This window comes from Arthrobacter sp. 10N410 (genome assembly GCF_056394945.1).
Genome location: NZ_JBFTIP010000004.1, coordinates 147,551 through 163,293 on the forward strand (window position 1 = coordinate 147,551; position 15,743 = coordinate 163,293).

Here is a 15,743-nt window from a genome sequence, read left to right on the forward strand (position 1 = left end):
GGGAGCCGTCAGTGCATGTACAGGCCGCCGTCGACGTTGAGCGTCTGCCCGGAGATGTAGCCTGCGTCCTCGCCGATCAGGAAGTGGATCGCGGCCGCAATGTCGCGGGTGCTGCCCACGCGGTTCACCACCAGGTCCTTGACGAGCTCATCCTTGCGTTCCTCGCTGAGCGTCCCGCCCATGATGTCGGTATCGATCGGACCGGGTGAGATGGCGTTTACGGTGATGTCGTACTCGCCCAGTTCGCGGGCGGTGGCACGGGTTAAACCGATGACGCCGGCCTTCGCCACGGAGTACGGGGTCTTGCTGAAGGTTCCGCCGCCGCGCTGGGCGGAGACGGAGGAGATGTTGACGATCCTGCCGAGCCGGTGCTTTACCATCGATTCGGCCGCCCGGCGGGTGGCGTAGTGCACGCCGTTCATGTTGATGTTGAGCACCCGGTCCCACTCGGCGGCGTCGAGTTCCAGGTAGGGCACCGGAGAGCTCACCCCGGCGACGTTGGCCAGGGCTACGAGCTGCGGCAGTTCGGCCTCGATCTCGTCGATCGCGGCGCGGACCGAGGCCTCGTCGCCGATATTGGCGCCGGCGCCGTGGGCTTGCACGCCGTGCTTTTCGGCCAGTTCCTTGGCCAGGGCCTTACTGGCGGCGTCGTCCAGGTCGATCACGCCGATGTTCCAGCCGCGTTCGGCGAGGTAGTCCGCCGTGGCCCGGCCGATGCCGCGCTCGGAGACGGCTCCGGTCACGATCACGGTGCGGTCTGTGGGGAATGAGGTCATGGAGGTTTCCTTGAGAGGTTAGGGTGAGGGGGTTGTCATGCGAGGGGCGCGGGGCCCAGTTCCTCGATGAGCTTCTGCATGGCGACGTAGGCCTTGTTCCGGTAGGCCACCAGGGCGGCGGTCCGGTCGGCGGGGACGTTGAGGAAGCCGGAGCCGGTCTTGGTTCCGAGCTGGCCGGCGTCGACTTTTTCCTGGAGGATCTGCGGCGTGGCAAACCGCTCGGGGAAGCCGGTCTGCAGTGACTTGTAGCAGAAGGCGTACACGTCGAGCCCGGCCATGTCCGCGATCGCGAACGGCCCGAAGAACGGCAGCCGGAAGCCGAAGGTGGTGCGGACCATGGTGTCCACATCCTCGGCCGTGGCGATGCCTTCCTCCACAACCTGCGCGGCCTCGTGGAAGAGGGCGTACTGCAGCCGGTTGAGCACGAAGCCGGTGACATCCTTGACGGTCGCTGTTTCCTTGCCGGTCTCCGCCACGATCGCGCGGGCGGCTTCCACGGCGGCCTCGGAGGTACCCGCGTGCGGGATGACTTCCACGCCCGGGATGAACGGCGCCGGGTTGGAGAAGTGGACGCCCAGGAAGCGCTCCGGGTTCACCACGACTTCGGCGAGCTTCGCGATGGAGATGGTGGAGGTGTTGGAGCCGATGATGGCGTCCGGCCGGGCGGCGGCACTGATCCGGCCCAGGGTGCCGTGTTTGATCTCCAGGACCTCGGGTACGGCTTCTTCGATGTATTCGGCGTCCGCGACGGCCTCTTCGATGTCCTTCGCGGCCCAGAGGTTTTCCTTCAGGCGTTCGGTGGAGCCGGCCGGGAACAGGCCGGCCGCGACGAACTCGTCGGATTCCTTGAGCAGCCGCTCGTAGTTGCTCTGGGCGATCTCGGCGGAGACGTCGGCGAGGGCAACGCGGGCTCCCGCGAGGGCCAGTACCTGCGCGATTCCGCCGCCCATGTAGCCGGAACCGACGACGGCGATGTTACGAGGGGTCATGTGGTTTCAATTCCTTCCGGGGCTCCTTCATAGGAGTGGATTGCGTCCACCTTGGCCGCGGATGCGGAGGTGTCGTCGAAGCGGTGGCCCAGCCATTCGCCGACGAGTTTCTTCGCCAGTTCCAGGCCGATGACGCGCTGGCCCATGGTCAGCACCTGGGCGTTGTTGGACAGCACGGAGCGTTCCACGGAGTAGCTGTCGTGCGCGGTGACGGCACGGATGCCGGGGACTTTGTTGGCCGAGATGGCCACGCCCAGTCCGGTGCCGCAGATCAGCAGGGCCCGGTCGGCCTCGCCAGCGGCGACCTTGCGGGCCGCGGCGACGGCCAGGTGCGGGTAGGCGGTGCTGTCGTCCGGTCCGACGCCGACGTCCTCCACGGACGCGACCCGGGGGTCCGCCTCGAGCAGTTCGCGCAGGGCGTTCTTGTATTCGACGCCGGCCTCGTCGTTGCCGACGACAATCCGCCAGCCGGGCTGGGGGTCGGTGGTGCTGTGACTCTGTGTCTCGTGTGACAAGGGATTTCTCCTTCAGCTGCGTTCGATGGAGGCTGCGTAGTCGGCCACCCGGCCGGCGATCAGGCCAAATGACACGGCCCCGGGGTCGGGGTGGCCCAGGCTCTTCTCGGCCAACGGCCTGGCCCGGCCCTTCTTTGGGCTGAGCGACGCCGTGGCTTCGGCGGCCTGGGCGGCCGCTTCGGCCGCGGTCCGCAGGCTGCGGGCCACGCCGTCGCCGTCGTCGATTGCCCGGTTGAAAACGTCAGCGAAGGGAAGCAGCGCGTCCACCATCGTCTTGTCTCCCGCTTCGGCTTTGCCGAGGGTGATGATGGCGTCCCGGAGGGCGTCGACGGCGGCGGCCGCGTCCGCCGGAGTGTAGGCGTCCTTGCTGCCGAGGGCCCGGCCGACGGCGGTGACCGCGGCGCCCCAGAGCGCTCCGGAGGTGCCCCCGGCGCGTTCGGCCCACTGTTCGCCGGCCGCCGTGAGGAGTTCCTCCAGTCCGGCGCCGGCCGCGTGCGACTGTTCGGCCGCGGCGACGGCGGCGTCCACGCCGCGGCGCATGCCGATGCCGTGGTCGCCGTCGCCGGCGATCGCGTCGAGTTTGCCGAGGGCTTCCTCGTGTTCGACGACGACCGACTGGGCCACCTTGAGCACGCCGACGGCGGTGGCGGCCAGCGAGGTCGACGCCGCCGTGGCAGCCAGCGCGGGCGCTGCTGCGGCGTCGTCCTGCGCGGAGAGGGTCCGGGCCCGGCGCGGAGCCAGGTTGCCCTTGCGGAAGGCGGGGGTGTCGGCCGGTGCGGACCAGAACTTTTCCAGCTCCGCGTCCAGCCAGAACAGCGTCAACGAAAGTCCGGACATGTCCAGGCTGGTGACGAGCTCGCCGCATTCCGGTTCAACGATCTCAAGTCCCGCGGCGGTCAACAGGGCCTCGATCTTCCCGAACAGGAGGAACAGCTCGTCGTATTTGACCGTGCCGAGGCCGTTGAGGATCGGCACCACGCGGCGGCCCGCGGTTTCCGGCTTGTCCTTGAGCAGTCCGTCCACCAGCAGTGCTGCCAGTTCGCTGGCCGTCGGCAACGGCTGTTCGGAGATCCCGGGTTCGCCGTGGATGCCGAGGCCCACGGACATCATGCCCTCTGGCACCGTGAACAGCGGTTCCGCGGCGCCTGGAAGGGTGCAGCCGGCGAAGGCGACGCCCAGCGAGCGCGTGTGGTGGTTGGCCTTGACTGCCAGCCGTTCCACCTCGTCCAGGTCCAGCCCGGCCTCGGCGGCGGCCCCGGCAACCTTGAAGACCGTCAGGTCCCCGGCAATACCGCGGCGTTTGGCGATCTCCTCGAGCGGGGCGCTTGCAATGTCGTCGGTCACCAGCACGGTGCGGGTCTCAATGCCCTCGGCGTTCAGCTTGTCCTGCGCCTGGCCGAAGTGCAGCACGTCCCCGGCGTAGTTGCCGTAGCTCAGGAGCACACCGCCTCCGGACTCCGCGGCCTTGACCACGCGGTAGACCTGGCCCGCGGATGGCGAGGCGAACATGTTTCCGCAGGCGCTGCCCGCGGCCAGTCCGGCGCCGACGAGGCCGGCGAAGGCCGGGTAGTGCCCGGATCCCCCGCCGATCACGAGCGCGACCTGGCCTTCCGGCGTCTCGGTGGAGCGGACAACACCGCCATCCACCCGTGCCACGTACCGGCGGTGGGCGGCGGCAAAGCCGTCCAGGGCGTCGTCCGCGAAGCTTGCGGGATCGTCAAATATCTTGGTCATGATTCCTCGTTGAACCGGTTGGAGCGGCTGGAACAGACGGCAGGACCGGGGGCCCCGCCGGTTTAGAGTGCGGGGACGGCGGCCGGGAGCTGCCGGCCCTGGGCCACCAGGGAAGTGCCGAGCGCGTACCCGTCGCGTTTGGGCAGGACCTGGCGGCGCAGGTAGTCCTGGTTGGCGGCGGTGACGCTGAGCCCGTCCCCGCCGTAGTGCTCGGTGCAGATGATGCCCTGGAAGCCGACGGAGATGGCGAAGTGGAAGGCCTCGCGGTAGCTGATCAGACCGGATTCCATCGGCGCGGGCATGGCGACGTACTGGTCTTTCGCCCGGTTTTCGTCGCGGACGTAGTTCTTGACGTGCCAGTAGTTGGCGTACGGCAGCGTCTTGTGGACCATTTCCCGCCAGTCCTCAATCGGCCGGTGCAGGCGGATCAGGTTGCCGATGTCCGGGTTGAGCCCGACATTGGACAGGCCGATGTCCTGGACCAGTTGCACCGACGAGTCGGCGGTTCCGAGGTAGGTGTCCTCATACATCTCCAGGGAGACCAGGAGCCCGAGCTCGGCCGCGTGCCGGCCGACTTCGCGGATCCGGGTGACAGCCTTCTGCCAGGTTTCCTTGTCCCCCACCGGGTCCCGGTGGCCCTGGACGGTCCAGAACCAGAGCTGTTCGCGCTGGGCGGGAGTCAGGGCCTGGTGCAGGCCGATCGACACGACCTCGCAGCCGAGCTGCGCGGCGGCGTCGAGGGTGCGGTGCGTGTAGGCCAGGTTGTCTTCCCAGTTGGCCTCGTCGATCACGCTGCGGCGGATGGCCGAGATGGCCGGGAGGCCGATTCCGGCGTGCCGGGCGGCGGCCGTGAGTTCATCCAGCCGGGCCGGGCTCAGGTCCCCCGGACGCACCCAGCTGTCGGTCAGGTCGGCGTTGGCGAAGCCCGCGTCCGCGACTTCCTCGAACACGCGCTGCCACTCGGCGGCGGGGGCATCCTGGACGGAGGTTCCGTCGGGCCGGACGCCCGGGAACTGCAGCAGGGCCGCGGTGATGGGCCAGTTTTCAGCGGTGTACGACATTGTCACTCCAAATCTTGAATCACATTTCCTATAGGATTCACCCGATAGGAAGGCTTGTCAAGGGTTTTTGTGGATCGGGACGCGGGCCGAACCGGAGGCCGGGGCCGGGCAGCGGGCAGCGGGCAGCGGGCAGCGGAGGGTGCCGTCGCCCGGCGTAGCCGGCGGGTTTGGCCTAGCTGCGCACTTCGCTGTCGTGTACTTCGCTGTCGTGCTGGGAACGCTGCTTGACCCCTTCGATGTGCGCGATCATCTTCTTCCGCGCCAGGTCGGCGTCGCCGGCCTCAAAGGCCCGCAGGATCTCGGTGTGCTCCGCGATCGCAAAGTCGGCGTCGGTGACGCCGAGGCCGCCGAAGAAGCGGAAGCGCTGCACCTGTCCGCCGAGCGCGTTGTACGCGGAGAGCAGGAACTGGTTGTCCGCGTGCTCCGCGATGAGCCGGTGGAACCGTTCGTCGGCCTCCCAGTAGGCGCGGAACTCGGAAAAGGACGGCCCCCGGGGCGCGGCTTTGAGGTCGTCGATGGCCTGCGCCAGCTGGGCGGTGAGGTCGGCGTCGGCATGGCTGCAGGCCATGAAGGCGTTGGCCGGTTCGATCACCAGGCGCGCGTCCATCAGGTCCGCCAGTTCGTCCGCGGTGAAGAGCGGCGCCACCCGGTAGCCGCGCAGGGCGGTCCGGCGCACCATGCCGGTGGCTTCCAGCCGGGCCAGCGCCTCGCGCACGGGCGTCGGCGAGACGTCCAGTTCCCGGGCCATCCCGTCGATGCTGACCGGGGTGCCGGCTTCGAGCCGGCCGTCCATCAAGGCGATGAGAAGCGCTTCGTAGACGTGGTCGGCGAGGACCTGCCTGCTGACGCCGCGTGCGGCCGGATCCTTGATTGCCATACTGGAATCCTATAGCCGCCCCGCCCCGCGGGACGCCGGCCGTAAGCCTTTCCGGGATCGCTCCCCCGGGTATACCGTCGCCGGGACCGGCGACGGCGCAACTTAGAAAGCATGCTTATATTGTCATGATCGGGGTGCGGCAGCGCTCAGTGGTGACTGGGTCGACTTGCGGCGCGCCGGGTCGCTGCGCCGTGCCGGCCATGGCGTCATCGTGATGGAAAGAATGGAAGGTGGAACAAGATGCCCACATGGGTGCAGGCCCTGCTATGGGGAACCGTGGCGGGCGCAGCGCTGGTTCTGGGTTCGGCCATTGCCTGGAAGTGGACGATCGCCCCCAAAGTCGTCTCCTCCATCATGTCTTTTGGGGCCGGAGTCCTCATCTCCGCCCTGTCGTTTGACCTCGTCGATGAAGCCGAAAAGGGCGGCGGTCTCTGGCCGACCGTGGCGGGATTCCTTGCCGGAGCACTGGTCTATGTTGGGGCGAACGCGCTGCTGGCCCGGCGAGGAGCCAAACACAGGAAACGCTCCGGCGGAAAGCAACCCTCTGAAAAGGACAAGCCGGGCAGCGGCACCGCGATCGCCATCGGAGCCTTACTGGACGGGATTCCCGAATCCGTCGTCCTGGGGCTCGGTCTCGTCTCAGGAGGATCGGTCAGCACGGCCGTGCTCGCAGCTGTGTTCATCTCCAACGTCCCCGAAGGGCTATCCAGCACAGCGGGGATGAAAAAATCCGGCCGCAGCGCCGGGTACGTCTTTGGCGTGTGGGGAGGCATTGCCCTCATCTCCGGGCTGGCGTCGCTGATCGGCTATGCCAGCCTGCAAAACGCTCCGGCGGAGATGGTCGCCTTCATCACCGCAATCGCCGCCGGCGCGATTCTGGCCATGCTTGCCGACACCATGATCCCGGAGGCTTTCGAGGAACACCATGTCCTGACGGGCCTCATTGCAGCTGTGGGCTTCCTGGCGGCCTTCACCATCAGCCAGGCCGGGGGCTGAACACTCCCCCGGCCCGCCGGCAGTCAACGTTAGTGCCCGCGCAGCACCTCGATCACTGAAGAGTCGTCCCGCCGGCCGAGCCCCTTACGCCGGCCGCTGAGGTAGAGCTGCTCGGCCGCGGCGGCGAGCGGAGCCGGGTAGGTGCTTTCCCGCGCCGCCTCGACCACAAGCCCCATGTCCTTGACGAAGATGTCCAGGGCGCTGCGGACCTCGGTGTTGTCCGGGTCCACCATCCGGGAGCCCCGGTCATCGAACATGAACGACGCCGCGGCGCCCGAACGCAGCACCTCCCAGGTCTGCTTCGGGTCCAGGCCCAGGGCCTCGGCGAAGGCCAGGGCCTCCCCGGCCACGGCGATGTGGACGCCGCACAGCAGCTGGTTGACGAGCTTCATCTTCTGACCGTCGCCAACGTTCGCACCCACCACGGGGGCAGAGCTTGCCATCGCGTCCAGCAGCGGCCGCACCACCGCCAGGGCCCGCTCGGAGCCGCTGACCATCATCAGCAGCTCGCCGGTGGCGGCGCGCTTGGTGCCGCCGGAAACCGGGGCGTCCACCAGTTCGACGTCGAACGCCGCCAGCCGCTCAGCCAGCGACACCACCGCGGCTGGACCGACGGTGGCCATCAGGAGGACCACGGTGCCCGGACGCAGGGCCGCAGCGAGGTCGTCCACGCCGAAGAGCACCGCGTCGGCCTGGGCCGGCGTCGCGACCATCAGGGCGACGACGTCGGCCTCGGCCACCGCCTCCTTGGCCGTGGCCGCCGGTGTCAGGCCGGGAACTGCCAGCGACTGCGCCCGGCCTTCGGCAACGTCAAAGGCGGCGACCTCGTGTCCGGCTTCGGCAAGGACGACCGCCATCGGTCCGCCCATCGCGCCCAGCCCGATCCATCCGACCTTGGTCATGGGGTTACTTCCTTTCCTGGTGCCGCGGACGTGGCGCCGCGGAAGAGTTCAATGGTGTCGGCGAGCGCGTTCTCGTCGCCGACGTTGCCCGCAAAAACGACGTACGGCATCCCCTGCACGCCCGGGGCGGCGTCGTCGGGCCGGAGCACCGAGACCATGCCCGGGAACAGCTGGCCGAGCACGGTGGCCCGCCTGATTCCGAGGCCCCGCACGGCGACGTCGTGCGAGGTGATGCCGCCCTTGGCGATCACCCAGGCGGGCTGGGCGGGAAGGGCGGCCTGGACCACCTCGATCAGGGCCGCGGATACGCTGCGGGCGATCTCCAGGCTGGCGGCAGCGTCGGCGCCCTTGAGCAGCGACCGCGAGGTGTAGAGCAGGACGTCGGAGTCGGCGAGGGCGCTGACCACCCGGGCCGCGGTGTCTGCAATGTGCGCACCGCGCGCCGCCGGATTGACGAGCTCGGCGACGGACAGTTCGACCTCGGTCACGCCGCCCCGGGCCTGCGCCGCAGCGACCTGGCGTGCCGTCTGGCCCACATGGGAACCGACGACGGCGAGCCCGTGGCCGGCCGGGCGGCCGTCGGGCCAGATGTCCTGCGCCTGCAGGGTCGGCTTGGGATCGAGCCCTGCGAGCGCGCGGACAAAGGACGGCCCGGTGCGGTGCAGGAACACTTTGCCTTCGCGCTGGACCTGCTGCAGGCCCAGGACGACGATTTCCAGGTCCGCGAACTCGGTGGCGTTGACGATGATGAGCTGCAGTTCGCTGGCCGAGCGCAGGATCTCCGCAACCCGGTCCTCTCCCCCGTGGCGGATGTCCTCGAGGCTGATGCTGAGCACCTGTTCCGGCGTGACGGTGCCGCCGCTTTTCTCCGCGACGAAATCCTTCAGGTCGGAGGACCGGTATCCGAAGGTCGCGTCCTTGGCGAACTCGGTTTCCCCGGCCGGGACGGGTTCCCCGCCCACCATGGCCCAGTGCACATCCCCGGCGGTGAAGCGTCCGGCTTCGAAGTAGGACGGCGCCAGCAGGACGCCGTCGAACCCGTGGCCAGTCACCTCGCGCCGGACGGCGTCAAGGGTGCGGATTTCGGCCATGACATGGCCGCGGAGTGTTGAGTCGCTTCGACTGACCAGGTCAAGGGGCGCGCCGAGCCGCTCCTCGAGCTCGAACAGGGCCCGGCCGGCCGCCTGGTTCAGGGCGACCGCGTCGGCCTCGTCGAGGCTGCGGGTGTTGGTCAGAATGAAGCAGGTCGACTCCGGCCGTGCAAGGGCCGCGGCGTACTCGTCTGCCTCGAGCACGGTGACGACGGAGACGCCGTGCACGGACTGCGAACCGGTCGGGTCGTCGTCGAGCACTGCGGTCCGCCGTCCGGTTGCGGCGCGGGAGTCGCGGATCCGCTGCCGGGCATCGGCCAGGCGCAAGGGTTCAGGGGCGGGTGCGGGCCCGGCCGGGGCGCTTGGGTGTGCAGTGGGATGGCCGGCGGGGTAGGTTTCGTGGGTCATGCTGTGATCCTTCCGGGTGCCGTGCGGCCGGAACCGCACGGCACTTCCAGAGGCGCCGGGAGGTCAGGAGACCTGCAGGCCGCCATTGATGTCGTAGGTGGCGGCCGTGATGTAGCCGGCGTCCTCGCTCAGGAGGAAAGCCATGAGCGCCGCGACTTCGTCGCGGGTGCCGACCCGGCCCATCATGATGCCCTCGGACATGGCGGCTTTGCGCTCCTCGCTCAGCGTGCCGCCCATGATGTCGGTGTCGATCGGGCCCGGGGCCACCGCGTTGACGGTGATGCCGAACTCTCCGACTTCGCGGGCCAGTGCCCGGGTGAAGCCGAGGATTCCGGCCTTCGAGGCGCTGTAGGCCACTTTGGAGAACGTTCCGCCGCCGCGTTGCGCGGAGATCGAGGAAACGCTGACGATCCGGCCGAGCCGGCGTTCGATCATGCCCTTGAGGACCCGCTGCGAAACGATGAAGGTGCCGCGCATGTTGATCGCGAAGACCTTGTCCCATTCGGCGACGGAAGTCTCCATGAACGGCGTCGGCGAGCTGATGCCGGCGAGGTTGGCCAGGCCGACGATGGGCGGAAGCGACTCCTCGACCTCGGTGATGGCCCGGTCCACCGAGGCCTCCTCCGAGACGTCGGCGCCGACGCCGATCGCCTTGACGGCCCGGTTGGAGCCGATCTCGGCTGCGGCGGCTTTGGCGTCCTCGGCGTTGATGTCCAGGATCGCGATCGACCAGCCGTCGCGGGCCAGCCGGTCGGCCGTGGCGCGGCCGATGCCGCGGGCGGAGGCGGCGCCGGTCAGGACGACGGTGCGTTCGGCGGGGAAAGTGCTCTGTGTCATGAGTGGTTCCTAATGGCTGTCTGCGGCGGGGGCGGTCGCCCGGGGGGCGGAGACACCTTCCGGACGCGTGCGGGCGTAGAGATAAGTGGCGACGGCGGTGATCGCGAGGCAGGCCGCCAGGAAGGTCAGGCCGCTCTGGCTGTTGCCCGTGGCGTCCTTGAGGATGCCGACAATGTACGGGGCGACGAAGCCGCCCAGGTTGCCGAGCGAGTTCACCATGGCGAGGCCGGCCGCTGCTGCGGCACCGGTCAGCGCCGCGGACGGCATAGCCAGGAAGGGGGCGATCGCCGAGTAGATGCCCATCGCCGCGAGGGTCAGGAAGACCATGGCGAGGACCGCGTTGACCGGGAGCAGGTAGCCGGCGCCGAGCAGGCCGACGGCGGCAATCACCATGCTGACGCTGGCGTGCCAGACCCGGTTGCCGGTGCGGTCCGAGCGCTTGCTCCAGAAGTAGACGAACACCGCGGCGATGGCATACGGGATGAAGACGATGAAGCCCACCTGGACGGTGTCGAACTTGCCAAGCGCCTTCACGATGGTCGGCATCCAGAGGCCCAGGCCGTAGATGCCACAGACCAGGCCGAAGTACAGGGCCGAGTAGGCCAGGGTGCGGGGGTCCTTGAGGCCGGCGAGGAAGTTGTGGTTGCCGGACTTCTGCTTGTCGGCCAGTTCCTTGCTCATGGTGGTGGCGAGCCAGTCGCGCTCTTCGGGCTTGAGCCACTTGGCGTGCTCCGGGCGGTCGGTCATGACGAAGGGCGTGATGAGGCCCAGCACGATCGCCGGGATGCCTTCAATGATGTACAGCCACTGCCAGCCGTGCAGCCCGGCAACGCCTTCCAGGCCCAGAAGCATGCCGGACACCGGCGCGCCGAGGGCGTTGGAGATCGGCTGGGCCAGGATGAAGATGCCCAGGACGGTCACGCGCTGCGCGGCGGGGAACCAGAGGGTCAGGTAGAACAGGATGGCCGGGAAGAATCCGGCTTCGGCCGCACCCAGCAGGAAGCGGATGATGTAGAAGGTGGTCTCGCCGTTGACCAGGAACATGGCGGTGGCGAAGATGCCCCAGCTGATCAGGATGCGGGCGATCCACTTGCGGGCGCCGTAGCGGTACATGCCGCCGTTGCTGGGGATTTCCAGCAGGGCGTAGCCGAGGAAGAAGATGCCGGCGCCGAGACCGTAGGCGGCTTCGGTGAGGCCGATGTCGCCCTGCATGCCAAGTTTGGCGAAGCCGACGTTGTTGCGGTCCAGATAGGCAACGAAGTACAGCAGGACAATCAGCGGCATGAGCCGCCGGCGGACCTTGCGGAGGGTGGTCTGGCCCAGTTCACTCAGGGCCGGAGCTGCAGTCAGGGAGGTCATCGCGGGCCTCCACCGGTGATCAGGGTGCCCTGGGAAGGGACGTGCGCGCGCATGAAGGCTCCTTTGGCTGGCGGCGTTCGTTTGTCGAAAGTAGATATCAGATGTCTGATATCTGTATGAGATTCTAATCACACGAAAGGACAGCGTCAACAGGATTGGTAAAACAGCCGGGCGGGATCGAAACCGGCGCAGCGCCCGCGCGGGTCAGCTCGCGGCGCGGGTCAGCTCGAGTCCGCGCGGGTCAGCTGGCGGCGGCGCCGCGGCTGGAGACCGCGAGGTAGCGTTCGTAGTCCTCGAAGGTCTGGGTGATGTGGGCGTCCATCGCGGAGCGCGCGGCGCCGGGCTCGCCGGCGGCAATGGCGGCCAGGACCAGTTTGTGGTGGTGGATCGCGTGCCGCTGCACATCCGGGAACGCCGAGGTCTCCCGCCGCATGGCGTAGAGCAGCGTCGAAAGCTGGCCGAGCAGGGCGGGCACGAACGGGTTGCCGGAGGCCCGCAGCACGGTGTCGTGGAAGGAGATATCCGCCAGGGTCAGCGCGTCGACGTCGCCCGAGTGGTGCGCGGCCTCCATCAGCTCGACGCTTTCCGTCATGGCGGCGAGGTCGGCCTGGCTGTGGCGTGAGGCCGCGAGCTCGGCGGCACCGGTCTCGACCATCCGGCGGACCTCAAGCAGGCGCAGTGCCACCTGGTCCGAGGCCACCCCCCTTGACGCTGCCCGCATGATCGCGTCCAGGCCGGTCCAGCGCTCGGGCGGATTCACGAAGGTGCCCAGGCCCCGCTTCACGTAGACAACGTCCTGCGCCTTGAGGACCTTCATCGCTTCGCGGGCGGTCAGGCGGCTGACCCCTGACTCCTTGGCGATGTCGGCTTCCGGCGGGAGGGCGTCGTCGGCCTTGATCTGGCCGCTGAGGATGTACTCGAGGACTTTGTCCACGACGACGTCGACCAGCGTCCGTCGCGTTTCTGCCATCGTGATCCCCTGCCTGCCCGCACTCAAGCGCGCACTTTGCCTTTCCTAAACACTACTAGACGGACGGCGGCGGTCCTCGCCGCCGTCGTGCCTTAACGAAGAAACGCGGGGTCACTTCGCGCCCATCCCACCGAGTGGAATGGGCCGCAAGTGACCCCGCGTTGCCTTGGTGCTGGTGCCTAGAGTGCCGCGTAAACTTCGCGCAGCAGCTTGGCGGTCTCGGACGGCGTCTTGCCGACCTTGACGCCGGCAGCCTCGAGGGCTTCCTTCTTGGCCTGGGCGGTGCCCGCGGAGCCGGAGACGATGGCGCCGGCGTGGCCCATGGTCTTGCCTTCCGGGGCGGTGAAGCCGGCCACGTAGCCGACGACCGGCTTGGTGACGTGGGCCTTGATGTAGTCGGCTGCACGCTCTTCGGCGTCGCCGCCGATTTCGCCGATCATGACGATCGCCTTGGTCTCCGGGTCAGCTTCGAAAGCTTCGAGGGCGTCGATGTGGGTGGTGCCGATGACCGGGTCGCCGCCGATGCCGATGGCGGTGGAGAAGCCCAGGTCACGCAGTTCGTACATCATCTGGTAGGTCAGGGTGCCCGACTTGGAGACCAGGCCGATGGGGCCCTTGGCCGTGATGTTGGCCGGGGTGATGCCGACCAGGGCCTCGCCCGGGGTGATGATGCCGGGGCAGTTCGGTCCGATGATTCGGGTGACCTGCTTGCCGTCGGCGTCGACCTTGGACTGGGCCAGCGCCCAGAATTCGGCGGAGTCCTGGACCGGCACGCCTTCGGTGATGACGACGACCAGGCCGATGCCGGCCTCGATGGCTTCGACGACAGCGTCCTTGGTGAACGCCGGCGGCACGAAGACGATGGAGACGTCGGCGCCGGTCTCGGCCATGGCTTCCTTGACGGTGCCGAAGACGGTGATCTCGTTATCGCCGTGCAGGACCGTGGTGCCGGCCTTGCGGGCGTTGACGCCGCCGACAATCTTGGTGCCGGCCTTGAGCATCAGGGCGGTGTGCTTGGTGCCTTCGCCGCCGGTGATGCCCTGGACGATGACCTTGGAGTCCTTGTTCAGATAAATAGACATAGTCGTGTCCCTTTACTTAGCTGCGTTGGCGAGCTCGGCAGCCTTGTCGGCGCCCTCGTCCATGGTGGCGGCCAGGGTAACCAGCGGGTGGTTGGCCTCGGCCAGGATGCGGCGGCCTTCCTCGACGTTGTTGCCGTCGAGGCGGACGACCAGCGGCTTGTTCGCGGAGTGGCCCAGCTCGGCCAGTGCGCCGACGATGCCCTTGGCGACAGCGTCACAGGCGGTGATGCCGCCGAAGACGTTGACGAAGACGGACTTGACCTGCTCGTCACCCAGGATGACGTCGAGGCCCGCAGCCATGACCTCGGCGGAAGCTCCACCGCCAATGTCCAGGAAGTTGGCGGGCTTGACATTGCCGTGGTTCTCGCCGGCGTAGGCGACAACGTCGAGCGTGGACATGACCAGGCCGGCACCGTTACCGATGATGCCCACCTCGCCGTCGAGCTTGACGTAGTTGAGGTCCTGCGCCTTGGCCTTGGCCTCGAGCGGGTCCGCAGCGTCCTTGTCTTCAAGGGCGGAGTGCTTCGGGTGGCGGAAGTCGGCGTTCTCGTCGAGGGTGACCTTGCCGTCCAGGGCAACGATGTCGCCGGCGCCGGTCTTGACCAGCGGGTTGACCTCCACGAGGGTGGCGTCTTCCTTCTTGAACACGTCCCAGAGCTTGAGGATCACGGCGGCGACCTTGCCGCGCAGTTCCTCGGCGAAGCCCGCGGCGGCGACGATCTCGTCGGCCTTGGCCTGGTCGATGCCGACGGCCGGGTCGATCGCGATCTTCGCCAGGGCTTCCGGGCGCTCGACGGCGAGCTGCTCGATTTCCATGCCGCCTTCAACCGAGCACATGGCCAGGTAGTTGCGGTTGGCCCGGTCCAGCAGGACGGAGAAGTAGTATTCCTCGGCGATGTCGGCACCCTGGGCAATCATCACCTTGTTGACGGTGTGGCCCTTGATGTCCATCCCGAGGATGTTGGTGGCGTGCTCGAGTGCCTCATCGGCAGTCTTGGCGACCTTAACGCCGCCGGCCTTGCCGCGGCCACCGACCTTAACCTGTGCCTTGACGACAGTTACGCCGCCGATCTTCTCGGCAGCTGCCTTTGCTTCTTCAGGGGTGTGCGCCACGATGCCAGCAAGCACGGGTACACCGTGCGCCTCGAACATATCGCGCGCCTGATATTCAAACAGGTCCACGGTTTAGTGTCCTTCTACGTCGAAGTAGTTTCTGTACAGCCGGACCCCACGTACTCGCGGTTACCGGGCTGCGGAATAAACGCACCCTGCGACAAGCTTGGAAACGAGCCACACGGCGCAATGCTCCTCTTTCGAACTCTAGTCCTTCGTTTGGACCAGCCCGACCCAGACTACCTGTTATGTGAGTAAGGACACTATTCTATTGAGCGTAGAAAAACCGCTAGATTACGGGGTTTTTGGGGCCTCCGACGGCGCCGCGGAGGCCGCCTTGGGGGCCGGCAAGATCAGCTCGTAACGGTCGCGCGCAACGAAGAAGGCGACGCCGGCGGAGACGTTTCCGCAGGCTACACCGCCGTTGTAGGCGGAGCAGCGGAGGCCGTTGCGCTCGACGTTCTTCCCATCCTCGAGGACGGGAAGCTGCGAGATCGGACCGTTGCGGGTGCCTTTGGGGCCGAATTCGGTTTCCTGCTGTGTGACGCCGGAGCGGCACTCCCCGTAAACCGCCTCGGCCGGGGTCAGCAGGGCCGTGCCGCCCAGGTAGCCGAGTCCGGTGCCGGCGCAGTCGTCGCGGATGTCCTTGGCGGACGGCTTCGGGTAGGCGCCGAGCTCACAGTGGGCCACCGGCACGGTCGCGAACTTGCCGTTCCCGCTGCCGCCGAAGCCGTTCTGTTCATAGGGCAGGTTGACGTGCTCGCCCCGGGCCGAGGTCAGTGAACAAACGATGTTGCGGTCCGCGGTGACGAAGCTCAGGGAGTCCTGGCCGGCTCCCAATGTCGCCGGGTCCGTCAGGGGTGCCTGCTTGAGCTGCTCCAGGGCGGGCAGCGGGGCCGGCGGGACGTAGTCCGGGTCCTTTTGCGTGACGGTGCACGCCGTGGCCGCCAGTGCCAGGAAGGCGGCCAGGATCCCCAAAGATGTCCGTCGCATGCGCTCCATTATGCCTGTCGGCGCGCGGTTACCGGTGGAT

15 protein-coding genes are annotated in these 15,743 nt (G+C 67.9%); 1 reads left to right on the top strand and 14 read right to left on the bottom strand.

Features of this window, described 5'->3' with window-relative positions:
• Window positions 1-8 precede the first annotated feature (8 nt).
• The 6 genes from AC1DB8_RS11695 to AC1DB8_RS11720 form a co-directional block, all read right to left on the bottom strand.
• Window positions 9-776 carry an SDR family NAD(P)-dependent oxidoreductase gene (locus AC1DB8_RS11695; RefSeq protein ID WP_441418300.1) on the bottom strand — a complete coding sequence of 256 codons (768 nt, stop codon included), beginning with the start codon at window positions 774-776 and terminating at the stop codon, window positions 9-11.
• Window positions 777-811: 35 nt separating this feature from the next.
• Window positions 812-1,765 carry a 3-hydroxyacyl-CoA dehydrogenase family protein gene (locus tag AC1DB8_RS11700; RefSeq protein WP_441418299.1) on the bottom strand — a complete coding sequence of 318 codons (954 nt, stop codon included), beginning with the start codon at window positions 1,763-1,765 and terminating at the stop codon, window positions 812-814.
• Entirely contained in the window at window positions 1,762-2,280 is a 519-nt protein-coding gene (locus AC1DB8_RS11705) for a ribose-5-phosphate isomerase (protein WP_476893120.1), read from the bottom strand. Before AC1DB8_RS11705 ends, AC1DB8_RS11700 begins: the two co-directional genes overlap by 4 nt.
• Before the next feature lie 12 nt (window positions 2,281-2,292).
• A complete protein-coding gene (dhaL, locus tag AC1DB8_RS11710; RefSeq protein WP_476893121.1) occupies window positions 2,293-4,014 on the bottom strand; it encodes a dihydroxyacetone kinase subunit DhaL in 1,722 nt (573 codons plus the stop codon).
• 62 nt (window positions 4,015-4,076) lie between these two features.
• Complete coding sequence (locus tag AC1DB8_RS11715; RefSeq protein WP_476893122.1) at window positions 4,077-5,075, bottom strand: sugar phosphate isomerase/epimerase family protein; 999 nt, start codon at window positions 5,073-5,075, stop codon at window positions 4,077-4,079.
• A gap of 172 nt (window positions 5,076-5,247) precedes the next feature.
• Window positions 5,248-5,952, bottom strand: coding sequence for a GntR family transcriptional regulator (locus AC1DB8_RS11720; protein ID WP_441418296.1), 705 nt, complete (start codon window positions 5,950-5,952; stop codon window positions 5,248-5,250).
• Between the two features lie 240 nt (window positions 5,953-6,192).
• Between AC1DB8_RS11720 and AC1DB8_RS11725 the strand changes: the two genes are divergently transcribed.
• The gene (locus AC1DB8_RS11725) at window positions 6,193-6,948 is read left to right on the top strand and encodes a ZIP family metal transporter (RefSeq protein ID WP_441418295.1); all 756 of its coding nucleotides are present in this window, start codon (window positions 6,193-6,195) and stop codon (window positions 6,946-6,948) included.
• Window positions 6,949-6,977: 29 nt separating this feature from the next.
• On the opposite strand, the gene AC1DB8_RS11730 is transcribed toward AC1DB8_RS11725, so the two are convergent.
• The 8 genes from AC1DB8_RS11730 to AC1DB8_RS11765 all read right to left on the bottom strand — a co-directional run bounded on the left by AC1DB8_RS11730 (window position 6,978) and on the right by AC1DB8_RS11765 (window position 15,712).
• Window positions 6,978-7,850 (bottom strand): NAD(P)-dependent oxidoreductase, encoded by an 873-nt coding sequence (locus AC1DB8_RS11730; protein ID WP_476893123.1) that lies wholly within the window; start codon window positions 7,848-7,850, stop codon window positions 6,978-6,980.
• The gene (locus tag AC1DB8_RS11735) at window positions 7,847-9,349 is read right to left on the bottom strand and encodes a four-carbon acid sugar kinase family protein (protein WP_476893124.1); all 1,503 of its coding nucleotides are present in this window, start codon (window positions 9,347-9,349) and stop codon (window positions 7,847-7,849) included. Before AC1DB8_RS11735 ends, AC1DB8_RS11730 begins: the two co-directional genes overlap by 4 nt.
• Window positions 9,350-9,412: 63 nt before the next feature.
• Entirely contained in the window at window positions 9,413-10,186 is a 774-nt protein-coding gene (locus AC1DB8_RS11740; RefSeq protein ID WP_476893125.1) for an SDR family NAD(P)-dependent oxidoreductase, read from the bottom strand.
• A gap of 9 nt (window positions 10,187-10,195) precedes the next feature.
• Window positions 10,196-11,545 (bottom strand): MFS transporter, encoded by a 1,350-nt coding sequence (locus AC1DB8_RS11745; RefSeq protein WP_476893126.1) that lies wholly within the window; start codon window positions 11,543-11,545, stop codon window positions 10,196-10,198.
• Between the two features lie 241 nt (window positions 11,546-11,786).
• On the bottom strand, window positions 11,787-12,515 hold the full coding sequence (locus AC1DB8_RS11750; RefSeq protein ID WP_441418290.1) for a FadR/GntR family transcriptional regulator: 729 nt from the start codon (window positions 12,513-12,515) through the stop codon (window positions 11,787-11,789).
• A 179-nt stretch (window positions 12,516-12,694) separates the two neighbouring features.
• The gene (gene sucD / locus AC1DB8_RS11755) at window positions 12,695-13,597 is read right to left on the bottom strand and encodes a succinate--CoA ligase subunit alpha (RefSeq protein ID WP_476893127.1); all 903 of its coding nucleotides are present in this window, start codon (window positions 13,595-13,597) and stop codon (window positions 12,695-12,697) included.
• Between the two features lie 12 nt (window positions 13,598-13,609).
• Window positions 13,610-14,779, bottom strand: coding sequence for an ADP-forming succinate--CoA ligase subunit beta (gene sucC, locus AC1DB8_RS11760; RefSeq protein WP_175322051.1), 1,170 nt, complete (start codon window positions 14,777-14,779; stop codon window positions 13,610-13,612).
• Between the two features lie 225 nt (window positions 14,780-15,004).
• Window positions 15,005-15,712, bottom strand: coding sequence for a hypothetical protein (locus AC1DB8_RS11765; RefSeq protein ID WP_441418288.1), 708 nt, complete (start codon window positions 15,710-15,712; stop codon window positions 15,005-15,007).
• Between the last annotated feature and the right edge of the window lie 31 nt (window positions 15,713-15,743).

Excerpts from the sequence above, each read along its gene's own strand:
- AC1DB8_RS11695 (WP_441418300.1), bottom strand. The coding sequence starts at position 776 with ATGACCTCATTCCCCACAGACCGCACCGTGATCGTGACCGGAGCCGTC.
- AC1DB8_RS11700 (WP_441418299.1), bottom strand. The coding sequence starts at position 1,765 with ATGACCCCTCGTAACATCGCCGTCGTCGGTTCCGGCTACATGGGCGGC.
- dhaL (WP_476893121.1), bottom strand. The coding sequence starts at position 4,014 with ATGACCAAGATATTTGACGATCCCGCAAGCTTCGCGGACGACGCCCTG.
- AC1DB8_RS11715 (WP_476893122.1), bottom strand. The coding sequence starts at position 5,075 with ATGTCGTACACCGCTGAAAACTGGCCCATCACCGCGGCCCTGCTGCAG.
- AC1DB8_RS11720 (WP_441418296.1), bottom strand. The coding sequence starts at position 5,952 with ATGGCAATCAAGGATCCGGCCGCACGCGGCGTCAGCAGGCAGGTCCTC.
- AC1DB8_RS11725 (WP_441418295.1), top strand. The coding sequence starts at position 6,193 with ATGCCCACATGGGTGCAGGCCCTGCTATGGGGAACCGTGGCGGGCGCA.
- AC1DB8_RS11730 (WP_476893123.1), bottom strand. The coding sequence starts at position 7,850 with ATGACCAAGGTCGGATGGATCGGGCTGGGCGCGATGGGCGGACCGATG.
- AC1DB8_RS11735 (WP_476893124.1), bottom strand. The coding sequence starts at position 9,349 with ATGACCCACGAAACCTACCCCGCCGGCCATCCCACTGCACACCCAAGC.
- AC1DB8_RS11740 (WP_476893125.1), bottom strand. The coding sequence starts at position 10,186 with ATGACACAGAGCACTTTCCCCGCCGAACGCACCGTCGTCCTGACCGGC.
- AC1DB8_RS11745 (WP_476893126.1), bottom strand. The coding sequence starts at position 11,545 with ATGACCTCCCTGACTGCAGCTCCGGCCCTGAGTGAACTGGGCCAGACC.
- AC1DB8_RS11750 (WP_441418290.1), bottom strand. The coding sequence starts at position 12,515 with ATGGCAGAAACGCGACGGACGCTGGTCGACGTCGTCGTGGACAAAGTC.
- sucD (WP_476893127.1), bottom strand. The coding sequence starts at position 13,597 with ATGTCTATTTATCTGAACAAGGACTCCAAGGTCATCGTCCAGGGCATC.
- AC1DB8_RS11765 (WP_441418288.1), bottom strand. The coding sequence starts at position 15,712 with ATGGAGCGCATGCGACGGACATCTTTGGGGATCCTGGCCGCCTTCCTG.